General features: G+C 39.7%; 24 protein-coding genes. 19 read left to right on the forward strand and 5 right to left on the reverse strand.

Going from position 1 to position 22,325, the window contains the following annotated elements:
* Positions 1–80 precede the first annotated feature (80 nt).
* From ODE14_RS06835 to ODE14_RS06845, 3 genes are all read left to right on the forward strand, one after another.
* Entirely contained in the window at positions 81–854 is a 774-nt protein-coding gene (locus ODE14_RS06835) for an SDR family NAD(P)-dependent oxidoreductase (protein WP_263603471.1), read from the forward strand.
* Positions 855–906: 52 nt separating this feature from the next.
* The gene (locus ODE14_RS06840; protein WP_263603472.1) at positions 907–1,827 is read left to right on the forward strand and encodes a helix-turn-helix domain-containing protein; all 921 of its coding nucleotides are present in this window, start codon (positions 907–909) and stop codon (positions 1,825–1,827) included.
* A 125-nt stretch (positions 1,828–1,952) separates the two neighbouring features.
* Entirely contained in the window at positions 1,953–2,660 is a 708-nt protein-coding gene (locus ODE14_RS06845) for a hypothetical protein (protein WP_263603473.1), read from the forward strand.
* Between the two features lie 163 nt (positions 2,661–2,823).
* Here the strand turns inward: ODE14_RS06845 and ODE14_RS06850 are convergent, their stop codons facing one another.
* Genes ODE14_RS06850 through ODE14_RS06860 form a run of 3 tightly spaced genes read right to left on the reverse strand, consistent with a single transcriptional unit; the run spans position 2,824 to position 4,839 of the window.
* The gene (locus ODE14_RS06850) at positions 2,824–3,210 is read right to left on the reverse strand and encodes a VOC family protein (RefSeq protein ID WP_263603474.1); all 387 of its coding nucleotides are present in this window, start codon (positions 3,208–3,210) and stop codon (positions 2,824–2,826) included.
* A gap of 37 nt (positions 3,211–3,247) precedes the next feature.
* Positions 3,248–4,000 (reverse strand): helix-turn-helix domain-containing protein, encoded by a 753-nt coding sequence (locus ODE14_RS06855; RefSeq protein WP_263603475.1) that lies wholly within the window; start codon positions 3,998–4,000, stop codon positions 3,248–3,250.
* Positions 4,001–4,056: 56 nt separating this feature from the next.
* Positions 4,057–4,839: a helix-turn-helix transcriptional regulator gene (locus tag ODE14_RS06860; RefSeq protein ID WP_263603476.1), complete on the reverse strand. Its 783-nt coding sequence runs from the start codon at positions 4,837–4,839 to the stop codon at positions 4,057–4,059.
* 90 nt (positions 4,840–4,929) lie between these two features.
* On the opposite strand from ODE14_RS06860, the gene ODE14_RS06865 reads away from it, so the two are divergent.
* Genes ODE14_RS06865 through ODE14_RS06880 form a run of 4 tightly spaced genes read left to right on the forward strand, consistent with a single transcriptional unit; the run spans position 4,930 to position 9,147 of the window.
* A complete protein-coding gene (locus tag ODE14_RS06865) occupies positions 4,930–5,163 on the forward strand; it encodes a hypothetical protein (protein ID WP_263603477.1) in 234 nt (77 codons plus the stop codon).
* Complete coding sequence (locus tag ODE14_RS06870) at positions 5,163–6,497, forward strand: TolC family protein (protein WP_263603478.1); 1,335 nt, start codon at positions 5,163–5,165, stop codon at positions 6,495–6,497. Before ODE14_RS06865 ends, ODE14_RS06870 begins: the two co-directional genes overlap by 1 nt.
* Positions 6,498–6,508: 11 nt before the next feature.
* Positions 6,509–7,555, forward strand: a complete 1,047-nt coding sequence (locus ODE14_RS06875; RefSeq protein WP_263603479.1) for an HlyD family secretion protein — start codon at positions 6,509–6,511, stop codon at positions 7,553–7,555.
* A gap of 2 nt (positions 7,556–7,557) precedes the next feature.
* Positions 7,558–9,147, forward strand: coding sequence for an MFS transporter (locus tag ODE14_RS06880; RefSeq protein WP_263603480.1), 1,590 nt, complete (start codon positions 7,558–7,560; stop codon positions 9,145–9,147).
* Between the two features lie 123 nt (positions 9,148–9,270).
* Here ODE14_RS06880 and ODE14_RS18730 read toward each other — a convergent pair whose 3' ends face one another.
* Positions 9,271–9,543, reverse strand: a complete 273-nt coding sequence (locus tag ODE14_RS18730) for a DUF6597 domain-containing transcriptional factor (RefSeq protein ID WP_307305547.1) — start codon at positions 9,541–9,543, stop codon at positions 9,271–9,273.
* Positions 9,544–9,615: 72 nt separating this feature from the next.
* On the reverse strand, positions 9,616–10,590 hold the full coding sequence (locus ODE14_RS06885; protein ID WP_263603481.1) for a helix-turn-helix transcriptional regulator: 975 nt from the start codon (positions 10,588–10,590) through the stop codon (positions 9,616–9,618).
* Between the two features lie 88 nt (positions 10,591–10,678).
* Between ODE14_RS06885 and ODE14_RS06890 the strand changes: the two genes are divergently transcribed.
* From ODE14_RS06890 to ODE14_RS06945, 12 genes are all read left to right on the forward strand, one after another.
* On the forward strand, positions 10,679–11,851 hold the full coding sequence (locus tag ODE14_RS06890; RefSeq protein WP_263603482.1) for an FAD-dependent monooxygenase: 1,173 nt from the start codon (positions 10,679–10,681) through the stop codon (positions 11,849–11,851).
* 3 nt (positions 11,852–11,854) lie between these two features.
* Positions 11,855–12,235: a hypothetical protein gene (locus ODE14_RS06895; protein WP_263603483.1), complete on the forward strand. Its 381-nt coding sequence runs from the start codon at positions 11,855–11,857 to the stop codon at positions 12,233–12,235.
* A gap of 555 nt (positions 12,236–12,790) precedes the next feature.
* Positions 12,791–13,576, forward strand: coding sequence for a hypothetical protein (locus ODE14_RS06900; RefSeq protein ID WP_263603484.1), 786 nt, complete (start codon positions 12,791–12,793; stop codon positions 13,574–13,576).
* 84 nt (positions 13,577–13,660) lie between these two features.
* Positions 13,661–14,755 (forward strand): hypothetical protein, encoded by a 1,095-nt coding sequence (locus ODE14_RS06905; RefSeq protein ID WP_241613748.1) that lies wholly within the window; start codon positions 13,661–13,663, stop codon positions 14,753–14,755.
* Positions 14,752–15,117 (forward strand): plasmid mobilization relaxosome protein MobC, encoded by a 366-nt coding sequence (locus ODE14_RS06910; RefSeq protein ID WP_241613749.1) that lies wholly within the window; start codon positions 14,752–14,754, stop codon positions 15,115–15,117. Before ODE14_RS06905 ends, ODE14_RS06910 begins: the two co-directional genes overlap by 4 nt.
* On the forward strand, positions 15,114–16,568 hold the full coding sequence (locus ODE14_RS06915) for a relaxase/mobilization nuclease domain-containing protein (protein WP_263603485.1): 1,455 nt from the start codon (positions 15,114–15,116) through the stop codon (positions 16,566–16,568). The genes ODE14_RS06910 and ODE14_RS06915 overlap by 4 nt, the downstream gene beginning before the upstream one ends.
* Before the next feature lie 15 nt (positions 16,569–16,583).
* Positions 16,584–17,234, forward strand: a complete 651-nt coding sequence (locus tag ODE14_RS06920) for a ParA family protein (protein WP_263603486.1) — start codon at positions 16,584–16,586, stop codon at positions 17,232–17,234.
* Positions 17,235–17,261: 27 nt separating this feature from the next.
* A complete protein-coding gene (locus ODE14_RS06925) occupies positions 17,262–17,849 on the forward strand; it encodes a hypothetical protein (protein ID WP_263603487.1) in 588 nt (195 codons plus the stop codon).
* A 116-nt stretch (positions 17,850–17,965) separates the two neighbouring features.
* The gene (locus ODE14_RS06930; RefSeq protein WP_263603488.1) at positions 17,966–18,286 is read left to right on the forward strand and encodes a DUF4134 domain-containing protein; all 321 of its coding nucleotides are present in this window, start codon (positions 17,966–17,968) and stop codon (positions 18,284–18,286) included.
* Between the two features lie 3 nt (positions 18,287–18,289).
* The gene (locus ODE14_RS06935) at positions 18,290–18,604 is read left to right on the forward strand and encodes a DUF4133 domain-containing protein (protein ID WP_263603489.1); all 315 of its coding nucleotides are present in this window, start codon (positions 18,290–18,292) and stop codon (positions 18,602–18,604) included.
* Positions 18,579–21,653, forward strand: coding sequence for a TraG family conjugative transposon ATPase (locus tag ODE14_RS06940; RefSeq protein ID WP_263603490.1), 3,075 nt, complete (start codon positions 18,579–18,581; stop codon positions 21,651–21,653). The genes ODE14_RS06935 and ODE14_RS06940 overlap by 26 nt, the downstream gene beginning before the upstream one ends.
* Positions 21,640–22,293, forward strand: a complete 654-nt coding sequence (locus tag ODE14_RS06945) for a hypothetical protein (protein WP_263603491.1) — start codon at positions 21,640–21,642, stop codon at positions 22,291–22,293. Before ODE14_RS06940 ends, ODE14_RS06945 begins: the two co-directional genes overlap by 14 nt.
* Positions 22,294–22,325 lie beyond the last annotated feature (32 nt).

The raw sequence follows: 22,325 nt of genomic DNA on the forward strand, positions 1-22,325 counted from the left end.
CTTCAAGTAGTCTCGATTGGGTTACATCAATTTTCGTTTTAATATCCATCTTTGGTTCATTAAATTAAAACAATAAGATTATGCAAAACAGTGAAAATAAAGTAGCACTGGTATCGGGTGCGAACACCGGTGTAGGATTTCAGATCGCTAAAGCCCTTGTAGAAAATGGTTATAAAGTTTATGTCGGATCGCGTGACCTGCAAAAGGGTGAAGAAGCCGTAGAACAGTTGGGCGGATCGTCAAAAGCGATCCAGCTGGATATTACGGATTCAGGGTCTATCCATTCCGCGGTGGAGATCGTCGAAAAAGAACACGGATACCTGACCTTATTGGTCAACAATGCCGCAGTCTCTCATGCGGGTACTCCAGGACGTACATTGGAAGAGATCATGGGTGCACAGCGTGCGAGCATAGCACCGATCAGCGAACTAAAGAAAGTTTGGGATACCAATGTATTTGGAACGTTAGCTTTGACGCAGGCCTTCTTGCCACTACTGCGCAAAGCCCCGAGTGCAAGGATCGTAACAGTTTCCAGTGCTTTGGGATCGCTGACAACCAATGCCAATCCTGAAAATCCGTACCGTTCAAATTTTGATGCGGTATATGGTGCTTCGAAAACTGCGCTCAACGGAATTTTTCTTTCCCTTGCCATTGACCTGGAGAACACCGGCATCAAGGTGCATCTGGTAAGCCCTGGATTTACGGCTACGGCGCTCAATAATTTTCAGGGAACGGATTCTGTAGAGGAAGGTTCGAAGGAACCGATCCGGGTAGCTTTGGCGGAGGATCTTCCCACGGGAAGCTTTACAGGTCCTGCTGATTTCAGTGGGAAAGACAACATCCTGCCTTGGTAGTTTTAACACAAAACCTATGATCACCGGTCGTAGGTTTTTATACATTTATAGTATGAAATCTAAAGAAGATAAGCTGATACGCTTTATATCGATATCGGAAAGCCATCAGGCATTCGGACTGCCGGCACCTCAGCATCCGTTGATCAGCCTTGTCCATTTCAATCAGGACAATCCTTTTAATACGTCAATGGCGCCGATCTATGATGTCCTGAGTTTCTATAAGATCACCTTTATTACAAGAAACAGAGGAAGGCTGAAGTACGGAAGAAACTATTATGATTACGATGAGGGCAGCATGCTGTTCATGGCGCCTAATCAGTTAGTAGGAAGTACAGATTACAACAGCGAGACCTATTGTTATATTTTACTGATCCACCCCGATTTTTTACTGGGCCATCCTATCGCCCGTAAAATAAAGCAGTATAGTTATTTTTCCTATACCTCCAATGAGGCACTCCATCTTTCCGATAGTGAAAGAGAGGTCATTCTTTCCGTTTACAGGATCATGCAACAGGAGCTTAACAGCCGCGTGGATGAATTCAGCCAGGAGGTCGTGATTGCGCAGCTAGAGCTGCTACTAAGCTATGTCAACAGGTTTTATAAAAGGCAGTTTATAACCCGAAAGGCGGTCAATAACGACATTCTCCAGAGAACAGAAAGTATTCTTGATGACTACCTTAATACCCAGGCATCACTTCATCGTGGGCTTCCGACCGTACAATACCTCTCGGATCAGCTGAAGATCTCACCCGGCTATCTAAGTGACCTGTTACGCTCACTGATCGGACAGAATGCACAGCAGTACATTCGGGGCAAGGTCATTGAAAAAGCAAAGGAGAGGCTAACCAACACTGACCTGACGGTGGCCGAGATTGCCTATGAATTAGGGTTTGAGCATCCGCAATCATTCAGCAAGATGTTCAGGGTGAGGACCGGCCTCTCGCCTTTGGAATTCCGTACGTCTTTTGCTTGATGTCTTTTGTAATAACCTGGATATGGTTAATATCTTAGCTCTTTATGATAATTTAGCCTATACATTTCCGATCATATAATTGCGTATATTTGATATGAGCTGTAAGCTTTAAAATTCAATAAAAAATGAAGATACGTGCTTTTTATATAATTGCGATTACATTTTTCTCAATCCATTGTGTATCGGCCCAAAAAGTCAAAGTTGATTTTATCATCAAGAATGATTCATTGCCCAAAAGGGAAAAAAATAACTTTATCTATCTTGACCACAACACCAATATTTCAACAGCAAGATATATCGGAAGGGTAAAATCAACCGGTAAGATCAATGACATCAATCTCGCGATAATTTTCATTTCCGACAAAGCAAAGAAAAAAGGGGCCAATGCTTTTAAATATGTTGATTTTAAAAATAAAGATGGAATCGCTGAGATTGTACTTGATGCTTATGTTATTGATGAGAATCTCGAAAAGTCAAATGAAGATTTTCTGCCCAAAAATAAAATTTACCTTTTTGGCAGGGATAATATAAACAGGAATGAAGCTGAAGAATACAAATTGAATGGCGAGGTCAGGTCTGTAGAACCTTTCAAATATGCTGTATCAGACTTTGACAAGGAAATGACAATCAGCAAGGGAAAAGCATTTGGAACGACATTGAAATTAAAACCGAGGGATAGTGAATCTGTTTTTATAAACTTTACAGGATTTGGAGCTTCTCCGAATTATATGCCAGCCGGTGGAGTTGGCATTTCATTTTCGGGAGGAAACATTATAAGAATGGATAGAAATACCGGATTGCTGTTGACTCATATCTTTGCGAGACAGGAGTAAAAGATTGTTTAGATAACATACGGAATAAGATAAAGTATATCACTGACAAAAATAATTCTGCATATCAAAGTATGCATTGCCCAATAAAATTTTGTTGCGTTAAAAATATATTGCTACCATTACCATCCACTAACATGGCTCCCCATCGATAAGCTTGTGCAAATCACTTAAGGTTTTCTTTGAATGGATTTACACTGATCTCTATCATGAAATTTTCAAAATAGAAATAGAAACCAAACGTATTTCTGATCGGTTTAGGTTCTGCTTCCAATCGCAAGTTTTCTTCCTCTCGGAGCTTTCTGTACATATTCCAAACAGCTTCCTGATCTTCCTGATAAAATCCGATATGGAAATTCTCGGGATATTTAGGCATATCTTCCTTTTTATTCAATACCTGTCCCCAGATCACAAGGGCAAATTGGTCGTTGTTTTCCAGGACTGACATTTTGCTGTTCCGATTTGCGATTATGCTGAAGCCGAAATAATTTGTAAATAAATGCAAAGCCTTGTCTACATCCTTTACCACCAGATTGATATGATTCAAACTCATTTTGTATAATTTTATTTGTTCTATTGATCAAACAAAATTAGGTTTCTGATATCAGGCTCAATTGGATAAATCGGTCGTTTTCGTTTTTGTTTAAGATCGTAGGCTTTACCCCAGCGAATTTCTTTACTTCCCTGATAAAATGGGATTGATCGCCATAGTTAAGTTCCGGATAGAAATCGCCTTTTTTCAACTGTTTCAACGAATTTGAAAAACGGATGATATTTATATATGATTTCAATGATACTCCCAACCAGGTATTAAAATAACGGTTTATCTGCCTGCTGCTCCAAGAAACCTTTTGTGACAATTCCTCAACCGTAGTTTCTCCTTTAGATAAATAAATCAGTTCAAACAAATTCTTCTTACGCTCATCGATTTTCTTTTCTACTTTCATCTTAATGACGTTACAGGCTCTCCTGTAAAATTGCTCAAAATCAGCCATATCGCTCTTACAAAATCCCCAGTAATCGGGAGAAAGAATTTGCTTATTATCCTTTAAACCCGCAAAGGATTGCTTAAATATATATTCAGCGGCTATCGGATAAAAGCTTATGGCAAACATCGTCGACCTAGGGAATGGCGGTTTGATGACGGGCCCGGTACATATCCCGGATATAAAGATCTCAAAATCCTCATCTTCTCCTAAAAAAAGAAATAAATCTATTTTCCCGTCCGGAACGACGATCCCTTCTCTTTTTTCATCATTATGATTTTTTACCATCCAGATACTTTCCACCATTTCTGAAAGGAAATTGTCAGGTTCAAGCGATAAATACTCTAATTGATCCATATTTAAGCTCAATGGTTATGCATCTTAATACCTGCAAAATTAAACATTAAATGGCTTTAAGACGACATCCTAAATTCGGAAGGACGCATATTGGTCAGTTGTAAAAAATTATTGCTGAATGCTGAGATGTTGGAATAGCCAACCTCGTAGGCTATTTCTGTCATGTTCAGATCGGTAGTTTTTATTAATTCCATAGCCCTGATAATCCTAAGCATTTTGATATACTGAATAAAAGTGATGTGGAGTTTCGTTTGAAACAATCTGGTCAAACTTCTCACACTCATTCCAAATAGCTTTGCTGTGCTTTCTAAACTAAGATTTTCATGCAAGCGCATTCTAAGACTATCGGTTATGGTATTCAGCCGCTGATCGTCTGTCGTCGGTAACTGAATAGAGAACTTTTTAAGGTTTTCTTTGGAAAGCAATTTTTTAAGGATTGATAGAAATTCAAACTCAAAAGAACCTTTATGGTAATCGCCCTGCCACTTCTCACTAAATGACAGCATTTCCGATAACAACTTACTTACAGGATAAATACCCAACTCATCGTAAAAACCATTTTCTTTTTCACCCGGAAAATAGATATTGATGATAAATAGATCCTGAGAATTGAACATCAGGTTATGAGGATAATTCTCGGGTATCCAGATATAATGATTGGAAGGAATATAAAAATCCTTTTCTTCTGTCTGCAGATATGCGATCCCGCCATAGACCAATAACAGCTGAGCTTTATCATGCTGATGTAAAGGCAATCGCTGTTCTGTCTGTTGCCGCATCACCAGGATCGAATCAGGATTTTGATCGACAATGTTGATCAATTGACTAAGAAGTTCCATATGGCCAAATATAACAAATATTAGGCTAATTATATAAAATAACAAAAAGGCTTCTTCGATAATTTTGCTGTATAAAATAATGCAGCCATTATGAAAAACAACACTTTAAACAGCCATAAACGGATTAATTCCGAGACACAAGACAAAACTTTTGACAGTCAAAGTTTCTCTTATGAGAAGGGCATTGACATAAATATCCGCGATTGGTTTTCGGGCAATTATTCCTATTCCGGCCCTTTTCTGCCTATCGTCAATGTAACGCTGGTATTTGATGAATTGAAGAAGATGGTTAAAGAATGGTTAACTGCTAAAAATAAAAATTGATGAAAAACTTTTCAACAGTTCCAATTATTGGAATAATGCTGTTCTTATGTTCACCATCTCTTAAGGCACAACATACCGAAAATGTCCAAACCCTTAGTTTGGACGAGATGTGGAAAATCGCCGAAGCTAATAATCGCACACTAAAGCTCTCTGACCTTAATCGTCAACAAAGTGCTTTAGAAGTACTGGAAGCCAAAGACCGCTTGCTGCCGGAACTTTCGTTGGGAGGAGATGTAAAGCTTAATTCCAAGTTTCTGATCTATGACAATGGATTATTCTCTTCCCCGCAGAATGTACCTGTCAAAGGATATGGTTATGGTGTAGGATACAATTTGAACTTTAACCTTTTCAATGGTGGAAAGGATAGAAGAAATGTCGCCATCAAGGAGGAAGAAGAGATTCGAAAAGGATATGAATCTGAACTGCAAAAGCACAATGTAAAATACAATGTTGCAGTGGCTTATTTTGATTTGTATAAATTGCTGCACTTCAATGATTTTCTTGATGCCGAGATCGAAACGGAAAAGAAACAGCTGTCGCTTATAGAAAGTCTCCATAAAAACGGAATCGTGCTGAAGAGTGACGTACTGAGAACTTCAGTAAAATTATCACAACTTGAACTAAGTCTTTCGGAGGTAAAAAAAAAGATCGCAATCGCCAAACAGCGTCTTAATATCCTGATGGGTCGTGAAAATGAAACAGAATTCACCATCAGCTATCAAAATGTTGTTGAATCAGAGTCTGTCACAGCACCGGATTACAATGATTATATAAATATTGCTTTTAACAATTCACCCGAATATAAGATCGCTAACAGCGACATCAAATTGAGTGAATTCAATATTAAACAGGTCAAAGCTTCAGTCCTGCCCAAAGTTTTCCTGTACTCCAATTACAATTATACCTACCCGCAGATCTCATTTTATCCGTACTCTAATGATCTTTGGGGTTTTGGTCAGACGGGAATCAAAATACAGTTCTCTATCGATAATCTGTACAAGATCAAGCATTCCATCGCTCGTTCGCAGATGGTCAATGATCAGGCAAAGGAAAAGGCAGAGATCAGGAAGGATGAAATTTCCCTTCAGATAAAAGAAGCCTGTCTGCAAGAACAACAGGCATTGGAAGCTGTGGAAACAGCCGTAAAAAACATCGCAAAAACAACGGAAACCGTTCGGGTGATCAGGAGCAGCTATCTCAATCAGGAATCTTTGCTGACCGATCTTTTAGAAGCCGAAAATGCTTTACTGGAAGCGAAATTTAATCTAGCCACCGCACAGACCAACGTACAACTCAACCATATCAGACTACTGGCGATCGTAGGAATTCTTTAAATATAAAAATTATGAACAACAATAAAACAGATAAAATAATCGTCAATCTTACCAAATGGGTCGGCATTGCCTTATTGATCGGAGCAATTATTTGGGGAATAAATTATTTCTTAAAAGGATACCGCTATGAACAGACCAATGATGCGCAGGTCGATGCATACCTATCCCCTATAAATGCAAAAGTAGGCGGCTATATCAGTAAAATATATTTTAAAGATAATCAGCAGGTTAAAAAAGGTGACACGCTTGTTACTATCGAAGTAGACGAATATGGACTTAAAAGAAATGCAGCATCCGCTGAAATGATGAGCTCAGAGGCAAAATTACCAATCCTGGCGGCCAATGAAGAAACACAAATTAAAAATATTGAAGTTATTAAAGCCCAATTGACAGCTGCCAAAGTAAGATTGGATCAGCAGCAAAAAGAATTTGACCGCTATAAAAATCTACTGGCTGATGAATCTACCACTCAACAGAAATTCGACAACATCAGTGCCGCTTTGTCAATCGCGCAGTCTGATTATAATCAGGCAAAAGCTTCTTTGCAGGTTGCCGAATCTAAATTAAATGATTTCAGAGCGCAGCGTAATGCTATAAAGGCAGAGATCAAAATCAAAGAAGCACTGCTCCAGAGGCAGGAACTGGACGTTCGGTATACGGTCATTACTGCACCTTTCGACGGACAAATTGGTAAAAAGACCATTCAGGAAGGACAACTGATACAACCAGGACAGACTTTGGCATTTTTAGTCAACAAAGCAGAAGAAAAATGGGTGATGGCCAATTTCAAGGAGACACAGGTTGGCCAGTTCAAAACAGGGCAAGCCGTATCCATAGAAGTAGATGCTTTCCCCAATGAAAAGTTCAACGGTGTGATCGAATCACTTTCACCGACGACAGGTTCCCGTTATTCATTACTTCCTCCTGATAACGCGACAGGTAATTTTGTGAAGATCATCCAACGGATTCCTGTGCGGATCAAACTGACGGATAAGCCTGAAAGATTAGAAAAACTTTCTGCGGGGATGAATGCTAATGTCTATATTTTAAAAAATTGATAATGCAGACTCATAAAATACCGGTTTTCAAATCTTGGGTATCCGAATGGATGGCAAGATCCATCATATTCGCCATCCTGATGACATGTCTTTTCGGTTTCGCTTTTTACGGCAGTCCTGTTGCAGCGATGGGTTATTATGGGATACAATCCACTGATGTACAATTTGGAATGGTGATCTTGTATGGTTCGACCGTGGCTTTTCTGGCGCTTGATGTTCGTATCGTGAAATATTTTGAGGCAAGGAAGTACTTGCTGACAGCAATCGCACTTAATGCAATATGTTCGTTGATCTGTTTTCATTTCAAAGATTATACGTTGTTTATGGTGTGTCAGTTTGTTCAGGGAATCACCTGCGCTTTGATGTCCGGCATTGTTTTACAGTTAATTTTTCCGAGGTTACATTCGATGCGTGCCCAGGTTATTGCTTACAGCCTTCTTTACGGGAGTATACAGATCGCTGCACCACTATATTCTATCTATACAAGTATAGTACTTCATTTCTTCGATTTCAACTGGTTATTCTACGGATACACTGTAATACTCGTTACACTGGCATCTGTTGTACTGCTAACAATGAATGGTAAAGCAAGATTTACCAAAAAGATACCTCTGTATCAATTGGATTGGATAGGCTATCTTTTATATGCATCATTGATATTACTATTAGGTTATCTATTTGTCTATGGAAGACAATTGGGATGGCTCGACAGTCCTTTAATATTTATTTTAATATTGTTTATCCTAATTACTCTTTCGGTATTTATCATCAGAGAGCTACAGCTTAAACGACCATTGATCAACCTGCAGATCTTCAAAGCAAAGAATTTCGTTATAGGACTATTAATGCTTTTTACGTTCTATATTTTCAAAGGCAGTACAGGACTTGCTTACGGCTATCTGGAAGTTATTCTTGGTACTGATCCACTTAGTACTATTCCAATATGGATGGCTGTGATTGTGGGAACTGTTATAAGTATGTTCGTCACCTCAAGGTTTGTATTGATGGGTTTCAACCTCATCAAAATCATTATTATAGGTTTTGTGATAATGGCGGTGTATTATGTTTACATAATATTATTTGTTTCTGTACAGGGAGAAACCATTGATTTCATATTTCCTATGTTTATATATGGCGTTGCAACAGGCGTTCTGTTTGTTCCGATAGTCTCATTTACAAATTCATCTGCCCCTCCAACCATTGCTGTGAATGCTTCACTCCTCGGAATATTGGCTAGGTTCCTGGGTTTTACTGCAAGTCTGGCATTCAGCAATGAACTTCAATTATTTGCAAAGTCAGCGGTCAGGGAAAAAATAAGGGAATCGATAACTGAGATCAATCCTCAATTACCTGTTACTTTACTTGATATCCAAAATCAATATGTCATGGGAGGTAATGACATGTATACTTCAAAGGTCCTGTCGACGGCTTATCTTAATAAAATGGTAGGACAGCAGATATTGGCCCGCGCAACGCGTGATTATTATACTCTGATACTGATTGGCGTTATTTCTATAATCATCATTCTGATTATTGTACCACAGATTAAAAAAGTGTCCTTAAAGTTAAAGAAGAATCAGATACCTTATTGATCATGGCGATGATATACTTTACTGTACAAATTATTTTACTTATTACAAATTAAAGTTAAATTTTGCTTGAGTAAACTCTTGTTTTAATTGCCATAAACTTAGTTTTATATTATAATTTGAATTTTAAAGATCGATCAAGCAAATATTATTAGCTAACTCCCGTCTAGGGAATGGCGGTTTGCTGACAGGCCTAGTGCAAATTCCACATATAAAGATCTCAAAATCCGCATCTTCTCCTAAAAAAAGGAATAGATCTATTTTCCCGTCCGGAACGATGATCCCTTCTTTTTTTTCATCATTATGATTTTTTACCATCCAGATACTTTCTACTATATGCTTAAGTCGTTCGTCGGGTTTAAGTGATAAATATTCTAATTGATTTATTTGTGATCTCATCTGCAATATCTCAATGTTACAAAATATAATTTATGGATTGCCGTATTCTATTTACGATTATTGTACAGAAACTTATTTGCCTTTCAACCGATGCTGCGCACTCCATTTCTTGGGTTTCATGCCAAAATGCTGCTCAAACAACCTTCCGAAATAACTCAGATTGGTAAAGCCTAGCTGATATCCGGTTTCTGAGACCGAAAGATGCTTCTCCCTCATCAGTCTCGCTGCCTCCTGCATCCTCAGGTATTGGCCATACTCATAGATGCCCTTTCCAAAGATCTGCGTAAAAAGCTTTCTGAGTTTGAGCACGTTCATCCCACTGACCCTCACCAGTTCCTCCTGCGTCAATGGTCGTTCGAGCGAAGATGAAACCGCATCCCTGACACGGTAAACTGCTTCTATCTCATCACTACGGAGACTTTGATATTTGACATGCTGTCTTTTGGATAGATTTTTAAAGAGCAGGTAAAGCAGCTCCAATGCTTTCAATTTGTAATAAGCTTCAGAAAGGATACCCGTCTCAGGAATCCCTGCGATCTCATTAACCAGGTAGGCCATGCCAGGCGACATAAATTCTTCGATCAATAAAGTTTTTTCTTCATTGAAAAGATAACCGAATGTGTCCTGATCTTTTCCGATAAAATTTCTGAGAAAATCAAGTTCGATCAGTATAGTGATCTGGCTGATCGTAGATCCTTTCGGAAACACCACTTCACTTTCAAGGTGGAGAGGACTTATCCGGACATGAGGCCGTACTTGAAGTGATTTTACCTGATACTGTTTCTCATCATTATCTGAAGAATGGCCGGAAATGTTCTGGAAAGAAAAAAGCAGACCCCTTTTTGCAGCATTAATAGGCTTTCTCTTATATGTAAAGGTTTCCTTAGCGACCACAGAACGAATCATCAGCAGCATTTCCGGAAGCATATCGACAATGTGGACCTCATTAAGCCGCAAAAGGTCCAGGTTGTCACTGAAGTCGGATGCAGGCATTCCCAATTTCTCTGCCAGATCAAGCATCTGTTTTTTGTTTTCAGATAAATTCATTTTTATGGACTATTTTTATTACGAACAGGACTATTTTATACTTAAATGTAAAACTAATTTTGCAATAAGCATTTAAAAAATTATAGAAATGAAAAAGAACATTTTAATATCCGGTGGCGGAATTGCGGGATTGACGGCCGCAAAATTGCTATCAGCGCAGGGCCATCATGTTACGGTGATCGACAGGGCTTTATCTTTTACAAAGGCAGGTTTTCTAATTTCCCTGAAGAGTTTCGGCGTCCGGATCATTGAAGAACTTGGCTTGATGGACGAATTGCAGGCGGCATCTTCTCCATCCGAGTTCGTAAGTTTCCTGGAAAAAGATGAGCAGGTCATCCAACGCATCAGTTATGAAAAAATGAATGAGAATATTGAACGTTCGGTGTTGATCTCCCGCGGCGGACTTCACCATGTCTTATATGAAAATCTAAAAGGCCATGTAAACATTCTTTTCGACACAACGATCTCCGAGATCACTTCGACGGATAATAGAACCGAGGTGACACTTTCTGATGGATCTCGGATGGAAGCAGATCTTGTAATTATATCTGAAGGCTTACGTTCTTCAACACGGGAACGCTATTTTACCGATTCACACATGGAAGACTTCAATACGTTGTACATGGGTGGAAGATTGCAGACGGAACATCCGTATCCTGTAGGCTCCTTTAAGGTCTATATTGATGTAAATAAAATGCTCTCTATCTACCCGATTGCAAACAACGAAATCGCAATCCAGTGTTACATCCATCATAAGGGTGATATTGCAACGATAAAGCAAAGGTCGGCAGAACTATTACAAAGCTCTTTCAGTGATTACAGCATCGAGACAAGAGATCTTCTCACCCGTTTTGCAGAGGAAGGCCTAATGTTCGTCGATAAGATGGGAATGGTAAACGCACCCAGTCTGGTTAATGGAAATATGGTGCTGCTGGGTGACGCCGGGTACTGCCCCACTGCCCTTTCCGGGATGGGAGCCTCGCTCTCAATCTACGGAGCAAAGGCATTATCTCATTTTATCAGCAAAACGCCCTATGATCTAACATCCGCCTGCAACAATTATAATATATTGATGCAGCCCATCATCCGCAAATTCCAGGGCAATGCCAGAAATAATGCCTCTTCATTCATCCCTGCTGATGTGCAGAAGCTTGACCGGTTTGTCGACTCTTTCAGGTCTGCATCCGACATCGAACTGAAAAGAATAATGACCGATCCCATTGTACTTAATGAAGAGCAGTTGAATTTTAAGATCAATTAAAAGATGAGCTTCAAAAAAGTACTTTCCGTCGTCATCGGGTTTGGGACCATCGGTTTTTTAAGTTCGGTACTTGCTAAAATACAGGGCATTTTGTTTCCTTCTTCTCTGGAACTTTTTGAACAGGTGACCTGGGCTTCTGATGATGTCATCCAGCTGGTGATCAAATTAGTGTGCGTTTTCCTCAGCTGTATCATAGGAGGTATTGTTACTGCTCTATGCGGAGGGGAAAACAGACAGCAGTATATAACGGGAGTCACCATGACCTTCGTTGCCTTATGGCTATGGATAAGCAGCGTTCATCCGTTATGGTTCTGGGCATTGTTGTCTGTGGGTATCATCCCTTTTGTTCTGATCGGAAGTAAGATCAAACAAGCATTTCAGTGAATGTTACCTTGTCGGTATTCTCTCCAGATTTTGGGATTTTATGGTAAATCATGGATTCAATAAGATAGTACGCTTATCCGATCTTAAAAATCCGTTACAGCAAGAAGAATAATTTTGTGCACCAAAGTATATCATTGCCAAAAATAAGGCGATAATATACTTTATCGTACAAATTATTTTGACAAGTATATATTTGGCTGTACCAATCAAAAAATATTAAATTAATACCAACTTTATAATCCAAGTTTACTATTTAAAAGTGGATTGAGTTTTACAAAAAAATCAATCTGGTACATTGAAGTATATAATAATCATATTTTAAACCTCTAAAATATTACTGTTCATTTATCACAGCTTGCCTTTTTCAAAGTCAAAAAGACCTCGGAACTCGTTTTTTTCCTGAAACAAGCTATTAGATTCCATATTATTCTTTTTTAATCTCCACGGCCTACAGAGTAATCCAGATTCTTCTTATTTGATCCACTCCCCTCTAACACTATTGTTTTCAATGTTTTAATGCTACAACTTTGCAACAGAAATCTTAATCAAAAAAAGATGAAAACACTTCTTTACTTTTTCTTTAGCCTTTTAACGATATCCGTCTCGGGGCAGGTCGGCATCAATACACAAGATCCCGAAGCTACCTTGCAGGTCGTCGGAAAACCTGACGACCCTAATCATTACGATGGTATCATTCCACCAAGCATCACCGGTGATCAGCTTTCAAAGAAAATCTATTCCATCTCAAAGAAGGGTGCACTACTATTCGTAACACTTCCGCCTTACATATTGTCCGGGCAGGTCATCAACATTTCAGAGCCTGGGCTCTATTATTTTGACGGCAAACTATGGCAACCTGCAAAAAACGATCAGAAGGTAGAATATCAAACGATCCTTATTTTTGACCGTAATACAGACAGTCCACTTACGGCATCTTCCAAATGGAGTGAGCCTGTCAAACTTTGGGACCATAAGGACACTTATCCTACCTCTACGAAATTCTACAGTTTGGGAACAAAAAAATTTGGTGGCTTAGAGGGAGCAGTCTCGTTCAAAAAAATTGACGGGATCATCAATGTGAAATTTCTGGTTTCACGAACAGCAGGGTCCGAACCTGTTTCAGATGATGCCATCATGAACATTTCTGATATCTGTAATGAAATAGGATACTTCCCTACTGACGTCGCCTGGCTCCATACGGAAAACTCCACAGCCCTGATGTCCGTTTTTCTGCAAAACAATTCAATTCATATCCCGGCATCAACTTTAAATGCCATAACTTCCAATACAGTGGGCGAAGCCAAAGGATATTCAAGCTGGACGAAACCTCATTTAAAATAAGCCAATACAAAATGCTATCAACAGCATTTCGAAAAATGATGAACGATTCTAAAAACACAATAAACCTTAACAAAAAAACAAACAATGAAAAACAATTTCCTAACCTTACTTTTTGCACTGGTCACTGTTAACCTGTTTTCACAGGTCGGTATTAATACACAGACACCAAAAGCTACGTTGGAAGTGGTCGGAAAACCAAATGATGCAAATCATTTTGACGGCATCATTCCGCCACGCATTACCGGTAATGAATTAGCAGCAAAGACCTATTCAGCGGCACAAAAAGGAGCTTTCGTATTCGTGACCTCTCCTGCAACCAATCTAACCGGACAGGAAGTTCACCTGACAAGATCGGGACTGTATTACTTTGATGGACAGCAGTGGCTTGAGATCTCTAAAGACGATCCACTGGAAGCGGTTGCACTAAGAGGCAATACTTCCACGGTAGAACTTGTCGTAAAGGATTTCCTTAAACTCGATTTTGACCAGAAAGAAAATTATATCCTGGGAAAATCCAGAAGTCCGATCACCGGTGAATACAATACCATCGTGGCAACAGATTCCAATATAACCTCCGGCAAAGGGAACTCAGCATTTGCTTATGCTATGTCTCAGGGAAAGGTGACTGGGAAATTGAATTACGGAGCGGGCGTATCGGCACTGAACGGTATTGCTAACGGAACCATATCCGGCAACAGGAATATTGGTATAGGACCCGGCGCCATGTCATACATCACTTCGGGAAATGATAATATCGCCATTGGCTATTTATCCGGAACGGGAAACCGCTCAGGGTCGAACAATATCTTTATTGGTGTGGGAGCAGGAAGCCCTGCCGTCGGAGATAGAAGCGTCAGTAACAAGCTGGCCATTCATTCTACGCCTGTCACTACAAACCAGAATGGTTTTTGGGATAGTATAACAAATAACTATACTGATTACAAATTTGCCCTTATCTCAGGCGATTTTTCTGAAAGATGGCTGAATATCAACGGCAAATTAAGTGTAACGCCCTCACAAATGCCCAATGCAGACGGAGATTCTGCCTATACAAAGAAAGTAGTGGCAAAGTCCGATGGTTCTTTTGGTTTCGCTACTGAAGTCATTCCCCCGCCACCAGCCGTTGGAACCTACGTCCTGAAAAGTGTGAACGGCATTCCGAGTTGGAGCTCACCGTGAAAAAAGATGGGAATACGAATTCTGAAGTGATCTTATTCCGTATTAAAAACGAAACAAAAGAGAACTGGAAACAAACATGTAAGGAACGAAATATTTCCTTGACCAGCCTGATCATCGATTCTGTAGAAAAAAGGCTTATGGATGATGAGAGAAGAAAGGTTCTTGAGTTCATTGAAAAACAGGATAACATCTTTGTAAAGATCGAAACCAATGTCAATCAGTTGGCAAGAGTGGTTAACGGACAGAAGTTCATCTCGGAAAGTCAATTAGAAGTATTTTCCGCACAGCTCACAGAAATAGCAAAACTGAAAGCACAGCAGAATATAATATTTGAAAATATTTACGCATTACTTTCAAAATGATCGTCAAGCTCATGAAGCCGGCAGGAGAAAACTTTCCCGGAGTAGATTACAACGATAAGAAGATAGATAAAGGAAAGGGAGAACTGATGCTGATGAAGAATTTTCCGTCATTCATCGATCAGGACAGTGGCAAGCAACAGGTCAGGGATTATCTCAAAGCGGTATCGAAAAGCAAGAAGGTACAAAAACCACAATTCCACGCGGTGATATCCACTAAATTTCAGGAGCATAACAAAGAGGAACTTGCAGCGATCAGCGAGGATTTTATGGATAAAATGGGTTACGGACAGCAACCATATATCGTGGTTTTTCACCATGATACGGAGAACAATCACATCCATATTGTTTCCACAAGGGTGGATAAACAAACCGGGAAAAAGATCGATGACAGCTACGAAAAGCTAAAAGCCCAAAAAGCTTTGGCCGAAGTGATGGAAAAACTTTACGGAATCAATGAAGAGGAAAAATTTAATCAACTTTTAAACTACAAAATTGGCTCTTTTCAGCAGCTGAAAATTTTGCTCAACAGAAATGGTTACCAACTGACCGAAAACGCAAATGATGGAAAATCCATTACCATTTCTAAAAACGGCATTGTGCAGCGAAGGATCTCGGCAGATCAAATTGTTTTCAGCAATAAGGAAAGCGAGAGACGGATCAGGCAGATCAGGGCCATTTTTTCAAAATATAGGCAGCTATACTCAAACAAAGTGTTTAGAGTAGATGATTACAGAAAACAGGAAGCCATGCTTCCCATAGAAAAACTGAAAGATCATTGGAAACCGGAAATCGAATATGAAAGTGAGCTACAGAAAAAACTAAGAGACTCTTTCGGCATCGACATCGTATTTCATCATAAGGATGATCGAATGCCTTTCGGATACACGTTGATCGATCATAAGACAGCAACAGTTTATAAAGGCAGTGAGATCATGAAGATGGGGGAATTGTTTGAATTCACTTCTGCTACGATGGATAAAAGGATATTTGAACAGCTGAAAGATTATAGCATTCCCAATGCGGAAACCAAAACGATAATGCTGAAATATCTGAAAGAAAGATACCCTGGAAATGAGCTGAACGATTTTATGCTGTTTGAGAATAAAAAGCTGAAGAACAGGGAAACATTCAATGCCATCAGAAGTGATGTAAAAGAATATCTTAAAAGTCAGGGTGGAGATCAAGTCAGTCTTTTAAGATCCGAGAAAGGAAAATATTACGCGATCCATGCCAGGTTTCACTTTGTCGGAGAGCTGCAATCTTTGGTCGGCGAACAGCAGTATCAAAAGTTTCTCAACACTGTACTGATCGATGAAAAACAGCCTGAAAACAATACCGAAAACGAGCTAAAGCAAGCGGTCAACAAAATGATTTTTGAATGGATGAAATCTTCCGGAACAGAAAAAGACCCGTCCGAGAACGAATTGAAAAAGCGAAGAAAAAAGAGATAAAAAACAACAATAAAGATGATTATCACCTTTGGAACACAAAAAGGAGGAACAGGCAAAACCACACTTGCGATTGCTTTTGCCAATTATATTTCGGGAATATCTGAAAGAAAGGTCAATGTGTTCGATTTTGATTTTCAGAAATCTTTCTATCACAAATGGATCGAAGATGAAGAATCAGAACTGCCTAAACTGTATGAAGTCAGGATTATTGATGAGGACAATGAACAGCCTTTCTCCGATCTTGAGCATCTGATCGAAATGAAAGAAAGCGATGATATCAACCTTTTTGATCTTGCGGGAACGTTAGACGCCCGGTATAGCGACCTTCTGATCTACAGTGATTTTATTGTGATCCCATTTGAGTATTCCAATGTCTCCGCAAAATCGACGCTGGTCTTTATCAACTTTTTGGGATTGCTTGAAAGCCAGGCAGAGCGAATATTCATCCGTTCCAAATATGACAAAGGCTATAAATACCAAAACCAGCAAGGAATGGATACCGAAATTATGAAATACGGTAAGCTTCTGAAAAATCCTGTTTTCAAAAGGAACTGTCTTCAGACTGTCGATACCAGAAAACTGACCTACGAACAGAAGTATGCGGTCAAGCACCCTTTCAATGAACTGATCGAACACATCAACCAAATGCTTGAAATTACTTTATAACCATTAACGATTTTAAAAACACTTACAATGATCAAAATATTTCTTACTATCCTGGCCATTTATCTACTGTATTATGCAGGAAATATTGTCTACGACCTTTTTCTGAAAAAGGATGGCCTCGCCAAACAATCTGAAAGTGAAGAATATGCCCTTACAGCTTTTGCAGAAGAGAATACAAATCAAATAAAAGCAGTCAGCATCGATGATGTGGAGCATCTCAATACACCCGCTTCATTTAATAAGAAGGAACTGTTTTCTACAACTGACGAAGAATTTGATGAACCGCACGATTTAGAACACTGGCGTCAGAAATTTGAATTCGAGCAGGATATAGATGCATTTGAGACCAGGCCTGAAAATAATAGACATTCAACGGAAATAAACGAACTCAAGGAATACCATTCGGTTGAACAAGAAAATATTCATGGCGATGAGATAAAAGAGTTGTCAGCAGCTCCTTCTGAAAAAGAAGATAATGTTCAATCCAAACACAAGAAAGAAGATCCTGCTTTAAAGCTCAAACAACAATTCAACCAATTCCTCAACCTTGCCGAAACCCAGGTCCAGGTCCTTTCAGACCGTGATGGCTTTAAGGTCTACCATTCAATGATCTAAAAGAAACCCCAAGCTTTTAAATCTTCAGATGATTCGCTCCATTGAGCCGGATAGCACACCTCCTATGCCCTTTTCTGAACTAAAAAACACAATTCAAATATAAAATCTCAAGTATTATGAAACACAAATGCAAAAGTTACCTGACGACAAAAAAATTATTCACTGCGGCTTTGCTTCTTGTGGCGGTCACGCCAATGTTTGCGCAAGGCGGGGCAACAGCCATTTCCAACGCAGCCAATGACATCAAGGACTATTGGGACCCGATCAAACTGATCTTAAAGGCTGTAGGGGGACTGGTCGGTTTTATTGGCGGTCTGAGAGTGTATAATAAATGGACAAACGGCGATCAGGATGTCAACAAAGAGATCCTTGGTTATGGAGGAGCGATGATCTTCCTTATCGTTGTTCCCGAGTTCGTAACCTCATTCTTTGCCTAAGTTATGGGTTTCTATTTATACAAGGGGTTGAAAAGGCCTCTTGTATTCTTCGGGCTCAAAGGAAAGTATATCATCTATGCGGTCGGAGTGATCGGCGCAGGTGTCGTAGCCGCACTGATCTTGTCCAAATTTGGACTGCTAGGCTCTTTGATCGGGCTTGCTGCTACCGGAGGTGGCGTTTATCTCATCTTCAACAGGCAGGACAAATATGGACTCTACGACAAGACCAAAAACTTCGATCAGATCTTGATCTTCCCAAAACGATTGAACAACAAAACATTTTTAAAACGAAATGAAACCGAAAAAACAAATATTTGATATTCCCTTTGTAGGCTATGATCACGGAAAAGATCACGGTTGGGACTTCGATGTACTTTTCGGACAGTATGGAAATCCCATTATCGGTCTCAGGATCAAAAACATTGTTGAGCAGTATTCTGCCGATCCGGATAACTACCTAAACTTCCACACGGTACTTAATCAGGTCGTGTCGATCATCGGTGAGGGAAGGATCGTTCAGAAGCTCGATATCTTCAGCAAGAAAAAATACAAGGCAGAACCATCAAATCAATTTTTACAACAAAAATATTCCGAACATTTTGACGGACGGCTTTTCAAAACCATTGAAACGGTGCTTTTCTTCACGGATATTGTTGATGATAAACTTAAAAAGAAAAATAAGCACTACAATTTTTCCGAAAAAAGCTACAAAGAGCTTCGCGATAAATCCCAAAAGGTATTTATGCTTTTGAAGCAGAGTGGTTGCGAGCCCGAATTTCTGTTTGAGAAAGATCTTGAATATTACATTTCAGGCGTTTTGTCTATGCAGTTTTCCGATGTACCAGTATTTGACAACATCAAAAGCACCAGTGAATACATTAAAATAGGCAACCGGTTTGTTAAAAACATCGCGTATGTTGATGTGGAAAATATCGATCTGCCTTCCGAAATAGAGCCCTACTCCATCCTCGGCGGAAATGGAGCCGCTTCGGAAACAGCGGTAGATAATTTTACCTTCATCAATGAACTGGAAGATTATGAAACCATTGTTTACAACCAGGTCATCACAATTCCACTGCAGGCACAACAGCAACGGGAACTCGATAAAAAAAAGAAAAAACACGAGGGTGCTGCTAACAATTCACCATCCAATGTCATCATCGCAGAAGAGATCCAAACCCTGCTGCATAATATCGCTATTGATGGCCAGCTGGTGGTCAATGCCCATTTTTCCCTAATATTTTCAACAAACACGCTGGAAGAAATGGAGGGGACACAGTCCCTGATCGAGAACAAGCTGTTTACAAAAGGGATCATCATATCCAAAAATGCATATAACCAGCTGGAGCTATTCCGGGCTGCCATTCCGGGCAATGCCACGGAACTCAGGGAATACGATCTCTTTATGACGACAAGCGAAGCCGCCTTGTGTTTTTTTTTTAAAGAAAGCTATCCCGTGAATGAAGAATCCAACTTCTACCTACGATTCACAGACCGGCAGGGCGTTCCCTTGAAGGTTGACCCCGCTGATCTGCCGATGAAGACCGGTAGGATAAACAACCGGAACAAATTTGTTCTGGGACCATCCGGTTCAGGAAAGTCATTCCTGATGAACAATATTATTGAGCAATATCTCACCTACAATTATGATGTGGTGATCGTGGATACTGGGGATTCCTATTCAGGAACCTGCAAATATAAAGGCGGAAGATATATACAATATACCGAAGAAAAACCGATCACGATGAATCCTTTTCTCATGGACAAGAAAGAATTCAATATCGAGAAAATTGAATTTTTGACAAATCTTATTTTTCTGATCTGGCAAGGTCCTGATGCCGTCATGTCGGCTGCCCAGAAATCTATTTTGGACAATGTACTGATGTCTTATTATCATCAATATTTCAATTCAGGAACCGATTGGTTTGAAGGTAAAACATCAGAAGAACTGATTCTTTACCTTGCAAAATATAATATTCACGAAGAAGATATTGTCACCGACCGGTCACCGACGAGAGAGGCTTTCGAAAATAGCTATTACGATATTCTGGGGCTACCATTTGATGCATCTGCAGATCAGATCAAAGAGACAGGACGAAAACTGTTGAAATCTTACCATCCTGATAAAAACCTCAATAATCCCGATTATGACAGCGAAAGGTTCTATAAAGTGTATGAAGCGTATGAAACCCTGAGCGATGAGCAGCGGAGAAAGATTTACAATGAAACTCAATTGATTCTCATAAAATCAAATGAGATCATTAAACAGGACAAAACAGAAGAAAACTGCGATGAGTCTTTTAGAAAAGCCATCATTAAAAAGATTAAAGAACTCGAAGAGAAGTTGGATGCAAAAGAACTTTCCTTCAATGGTTTCTATGATTATTGCGACAAATTTCTTCCTCTTTATCTGAATAATAAGAAACACAGTATCACAGAAAGAGAATTCAATCTTAGGACATTTCTATTTGTTCTGATGGATTTTTACAAAGGCGGAAGATACGGAACAACCTTAAATGAATCTGCCGATAATACGCTCTTTAATGAATCATTCATTGTCTTCGAGATCGATAATGTGAAAGATAACCCGAAGCTGTTTCCGATTGTGACGCTGATCATTATGGATACGTTCATTCAGAAAATGCGTCTGAGAAAAGACCGTCGCAAAGCCCTGATCATTGAAGAAGCCTGGAAAGCGATTGCCAGTAAGCTGATGGGAGGTTACATTTTGTATCTGTATAAAACGGTCCGTAAATTTTGGGGCGAGGCTGTGGTCGTGACACAGGAACTGGATGACATCATCGGAAACGCTGTGGTGAAGGATTCTATCATTAACAATTCCGACACCTTCATCCTACTGGACCAGACCAAATTTAAAGACAATTTCGACAAGATCGCTTCACTGCTTTCGCTCAACAAGGTCGAGCAAAACAAAATTTTTACGATAAACAATCTTAACAACAAACTTGGCAGGAGCCGGTTCAAGGAGTTTTACCTGAAAAGAGGTTCCAAAGGTGAGGTCTACGGCAACGAAGTTTCCCTCGAACAGTATCTGACCTACACTACCGAAAAGCCAGAGAAATCAGCCGTAGAGTATTATGTACAAAAGTATGGCAACTATGACGAAGCTTTGATAAAGATCGTCTCGGACTTAAAAGCTTTTGGTGACAGTCTTGAGAATCTGATGTCTTTGGTAAATATCTACCAGCATCCTCTGGATCAGAAGGTGGTTTCCTACTACCATGATATGAAGAAAAACCATCCCGGGAAAAATATATTCAAGATCATCTCGCAGGAATTGGAAGAACGAAACATCAATTTCCCTGAATTAATCAATAAAAATGAATATCAGTATGAAAAAGCTTAGCCTGTTATTTTTAGGATTCTGCGGATGGGTATCTGCACAGAATACCTACATCGACCCAACGGTAACCGCCGCGATGATCCTCTATTCGGAAAATCTGAAAGCCAAGCAAAACGAGGTCATTGATGAAACCTCCAAACTAAAGGATGCCCAGACCTGGGTCGGAACACAGATGGTAGCTGCCAATGATATTCAGAATAAAATACTGAAAGGATTAAAGGAAGTTTCCGGAACCTTGCAGAATGGCATCCAGGTACAGGAGATCTATTCTGAACTGAATAAATGCTATACGTATTCCTCGCAGGTGGTCCAGTTGGCATCACAGCATCCGCAGTTTGCCATTTTCGGGACCAAGGCTTCGCAAAAGACCTATGAGCAAAGCCTGAAGATCGTAACCGACGTATCGGATATCCTGGCATCGGGAGAATTAAATCTGGCTACCGCCGGAGACCGTTACAAGATCCTGCAAAATATTTCCGGAAATGTGAAAAGTTTAAAGCTGTGGCTTCTGGCCATTAAGCTGAGACTGGAAAAAGCCAACAGGCTCGGATTCTGGAATTCCATCAATCCTTTTGCAGGCTATATCAATACCGATAAGGCCATTGTGGATGACATTATGAACCGCTATAAAAGAAATTTCTAAAGCCTGTACAATGCAAAAGAAGATCTTCATAA

Source organism: Chryseobacterium sp. PET-29, assembly GCF_025736815.1.
Lineage (GTDB): Bacteria > Bacteroidota > Bacteroidia > Flavobacteriales > Weeksellaceae > Chryseobacterium > Chryseobacterium nepalense.

Coding starts and splice junctions, on each gene's coding strand:
- ODE14_RS06925 (WP_263603487.1), top strand. CDS start 17,262: ATGATCAAAATATTTCTTACTATCCTGGCCATTTATCTACTGTATTAT.
- ODE14_RS06835 (WP_263603471.1), top strand. CDS start 81: ATGCAAAACAGTGAAAATAAAGTAGCACTGGTATCGGGTGCGAACACC.
- ODE14_RS06890 (WP_263603482.1), top strand. CDS start 10,679: ATGAAAAAGAACATTTTAATATCCGGTGGCGGAATTGCGGGATTGACG.
- ODE14_RS06865 (WP_263603477.1), top strand. CDS start 4,930: ATGAAAAACAACACTTTAAACAGCCATAAACGGATTAATTCCGAGACA.
- ODE14_RS06870 (WP_263603478.1), top strand. CDS start 5,163: ATGAAAAACTTTTCAACAGTTCCAATTATTGGAATAATGCTGTTCTTA.
- ODE14_RS06860 (WP_263603476.1), bottom strand. CDS start 4,839: ATGGAACTTCTTAGTCAATTGATCAACATTGTCGATCAAAATCCTGAT.
- ODE14_RS06875 (WP_263603479.1), top strand. CDS start 6,509: ATGAACAACAATAAAACAGATAAAATAATCGTCAATCTTACCAAATGG.
- ODE14_RS06840 (WP_263603472.1), top strand. CDS start 907: ATGAAATCTAAAGAAGATAAGCTGATACGCTTTATATCGATATCGGAA.
- ODE14_RS06880 (WP_263603480.1), top strand. CDS start 7,558: ATGCAGACTCATAAAATACCGGTTTTCAAATCTTGGGTATCCGAATGG.
- ODE14_RS06850 (WP_263603474.1), bottom strand. CDS start 3,210: ATGAGTTTGAATCATATCAATCTGGTGGTAAAGGATGTAGACAAGGCT.
- ODE14_RS06915 (WP_263603485.1), top strand. CDS start 15,114: ATGATCGTCAAGCTCATGAAGCCGGCAGGAGAAAACTTTCCCGGAGTA.
- ODE14_RS06855 (WP_263603475.1), bottom strand. CDS start 4,000: ATGGATCAATTAGAGTATTTATCGCTTGAACCTGACAATTTCCTTTCA.
- ODE14_RS06940 (WP_263603490.1), top strand. CDS start 18,579: ATGAAACCGAAAAAACAAATATTTGATATTCCCTTTGTAGGCTATGAT.
- ODE14_RS06845 (WP_263603473.1), top strand. CDS start 1,953: ATGAAGATACGTGCTTTTTATATAATTGCGATTACATTTTTCTCAATC.
- ODE14_RS06930 (WP_263603488.1), top strand. CDS start 17,966: ATGAAACACAAATGCAAAAGTTACCTGACGACAAAAAAATTATTCACT.
- ODE14_RS06900 (WP_263603484.1), top strand. CDS start 12,791: ATGAAAACACTTCTTTACTTTTTCTTTAGCCTTTTAACGATATCCGTC.
- ODE14_RS06920 (WP_263603486.1), top strand. CDS start 16,584: ATGATTATCACCTTTGGAACACAAAAAGGAGGAACAGGCAAAACCACA.
- ODE14_RS06905 (WP_241613748.1), top strand. CDS start 13,661: ATGAAAAACAATTTCCTAACCTTACTTTTTGCACTGGTCACTGTTAAC.
- ODE14_RS06885 (WP_263603481.1), bottom strand. CDS start 10,590: ATGAATTTATCTGAAAACAAAAAACAGATGCTTGATCTGGCAGAGAAA.
- ODE14_RS06945 (WP_263603491.1), top strand. CDS start 21,640: ATGAAAAAGCTTAGCCTGTTATTTTTAGGATTCTGCGGATGGGTATCT.
- ODE14_RS06935 (WP_263603489.1), top strand. CDS start 18,290: ATGGGTTTCTATTTATACAAGGGGTTGAAAAGGCCTCTTGTATTCTTC.
- ODE14_RS18730 (WP_307305547.1), bottom strand. CDS start 9,543: ATGAGATCACAAATAAATCAATTAGAATATTTATCACTTAAACCCGAC.
- ODE14_RS06895 (WP_263603483.1), top strand. CDS start 11,855: ATGAGCTTCAAAAAAGTACTTTCCGTCGTCATCGGGTTTGGGACCATC.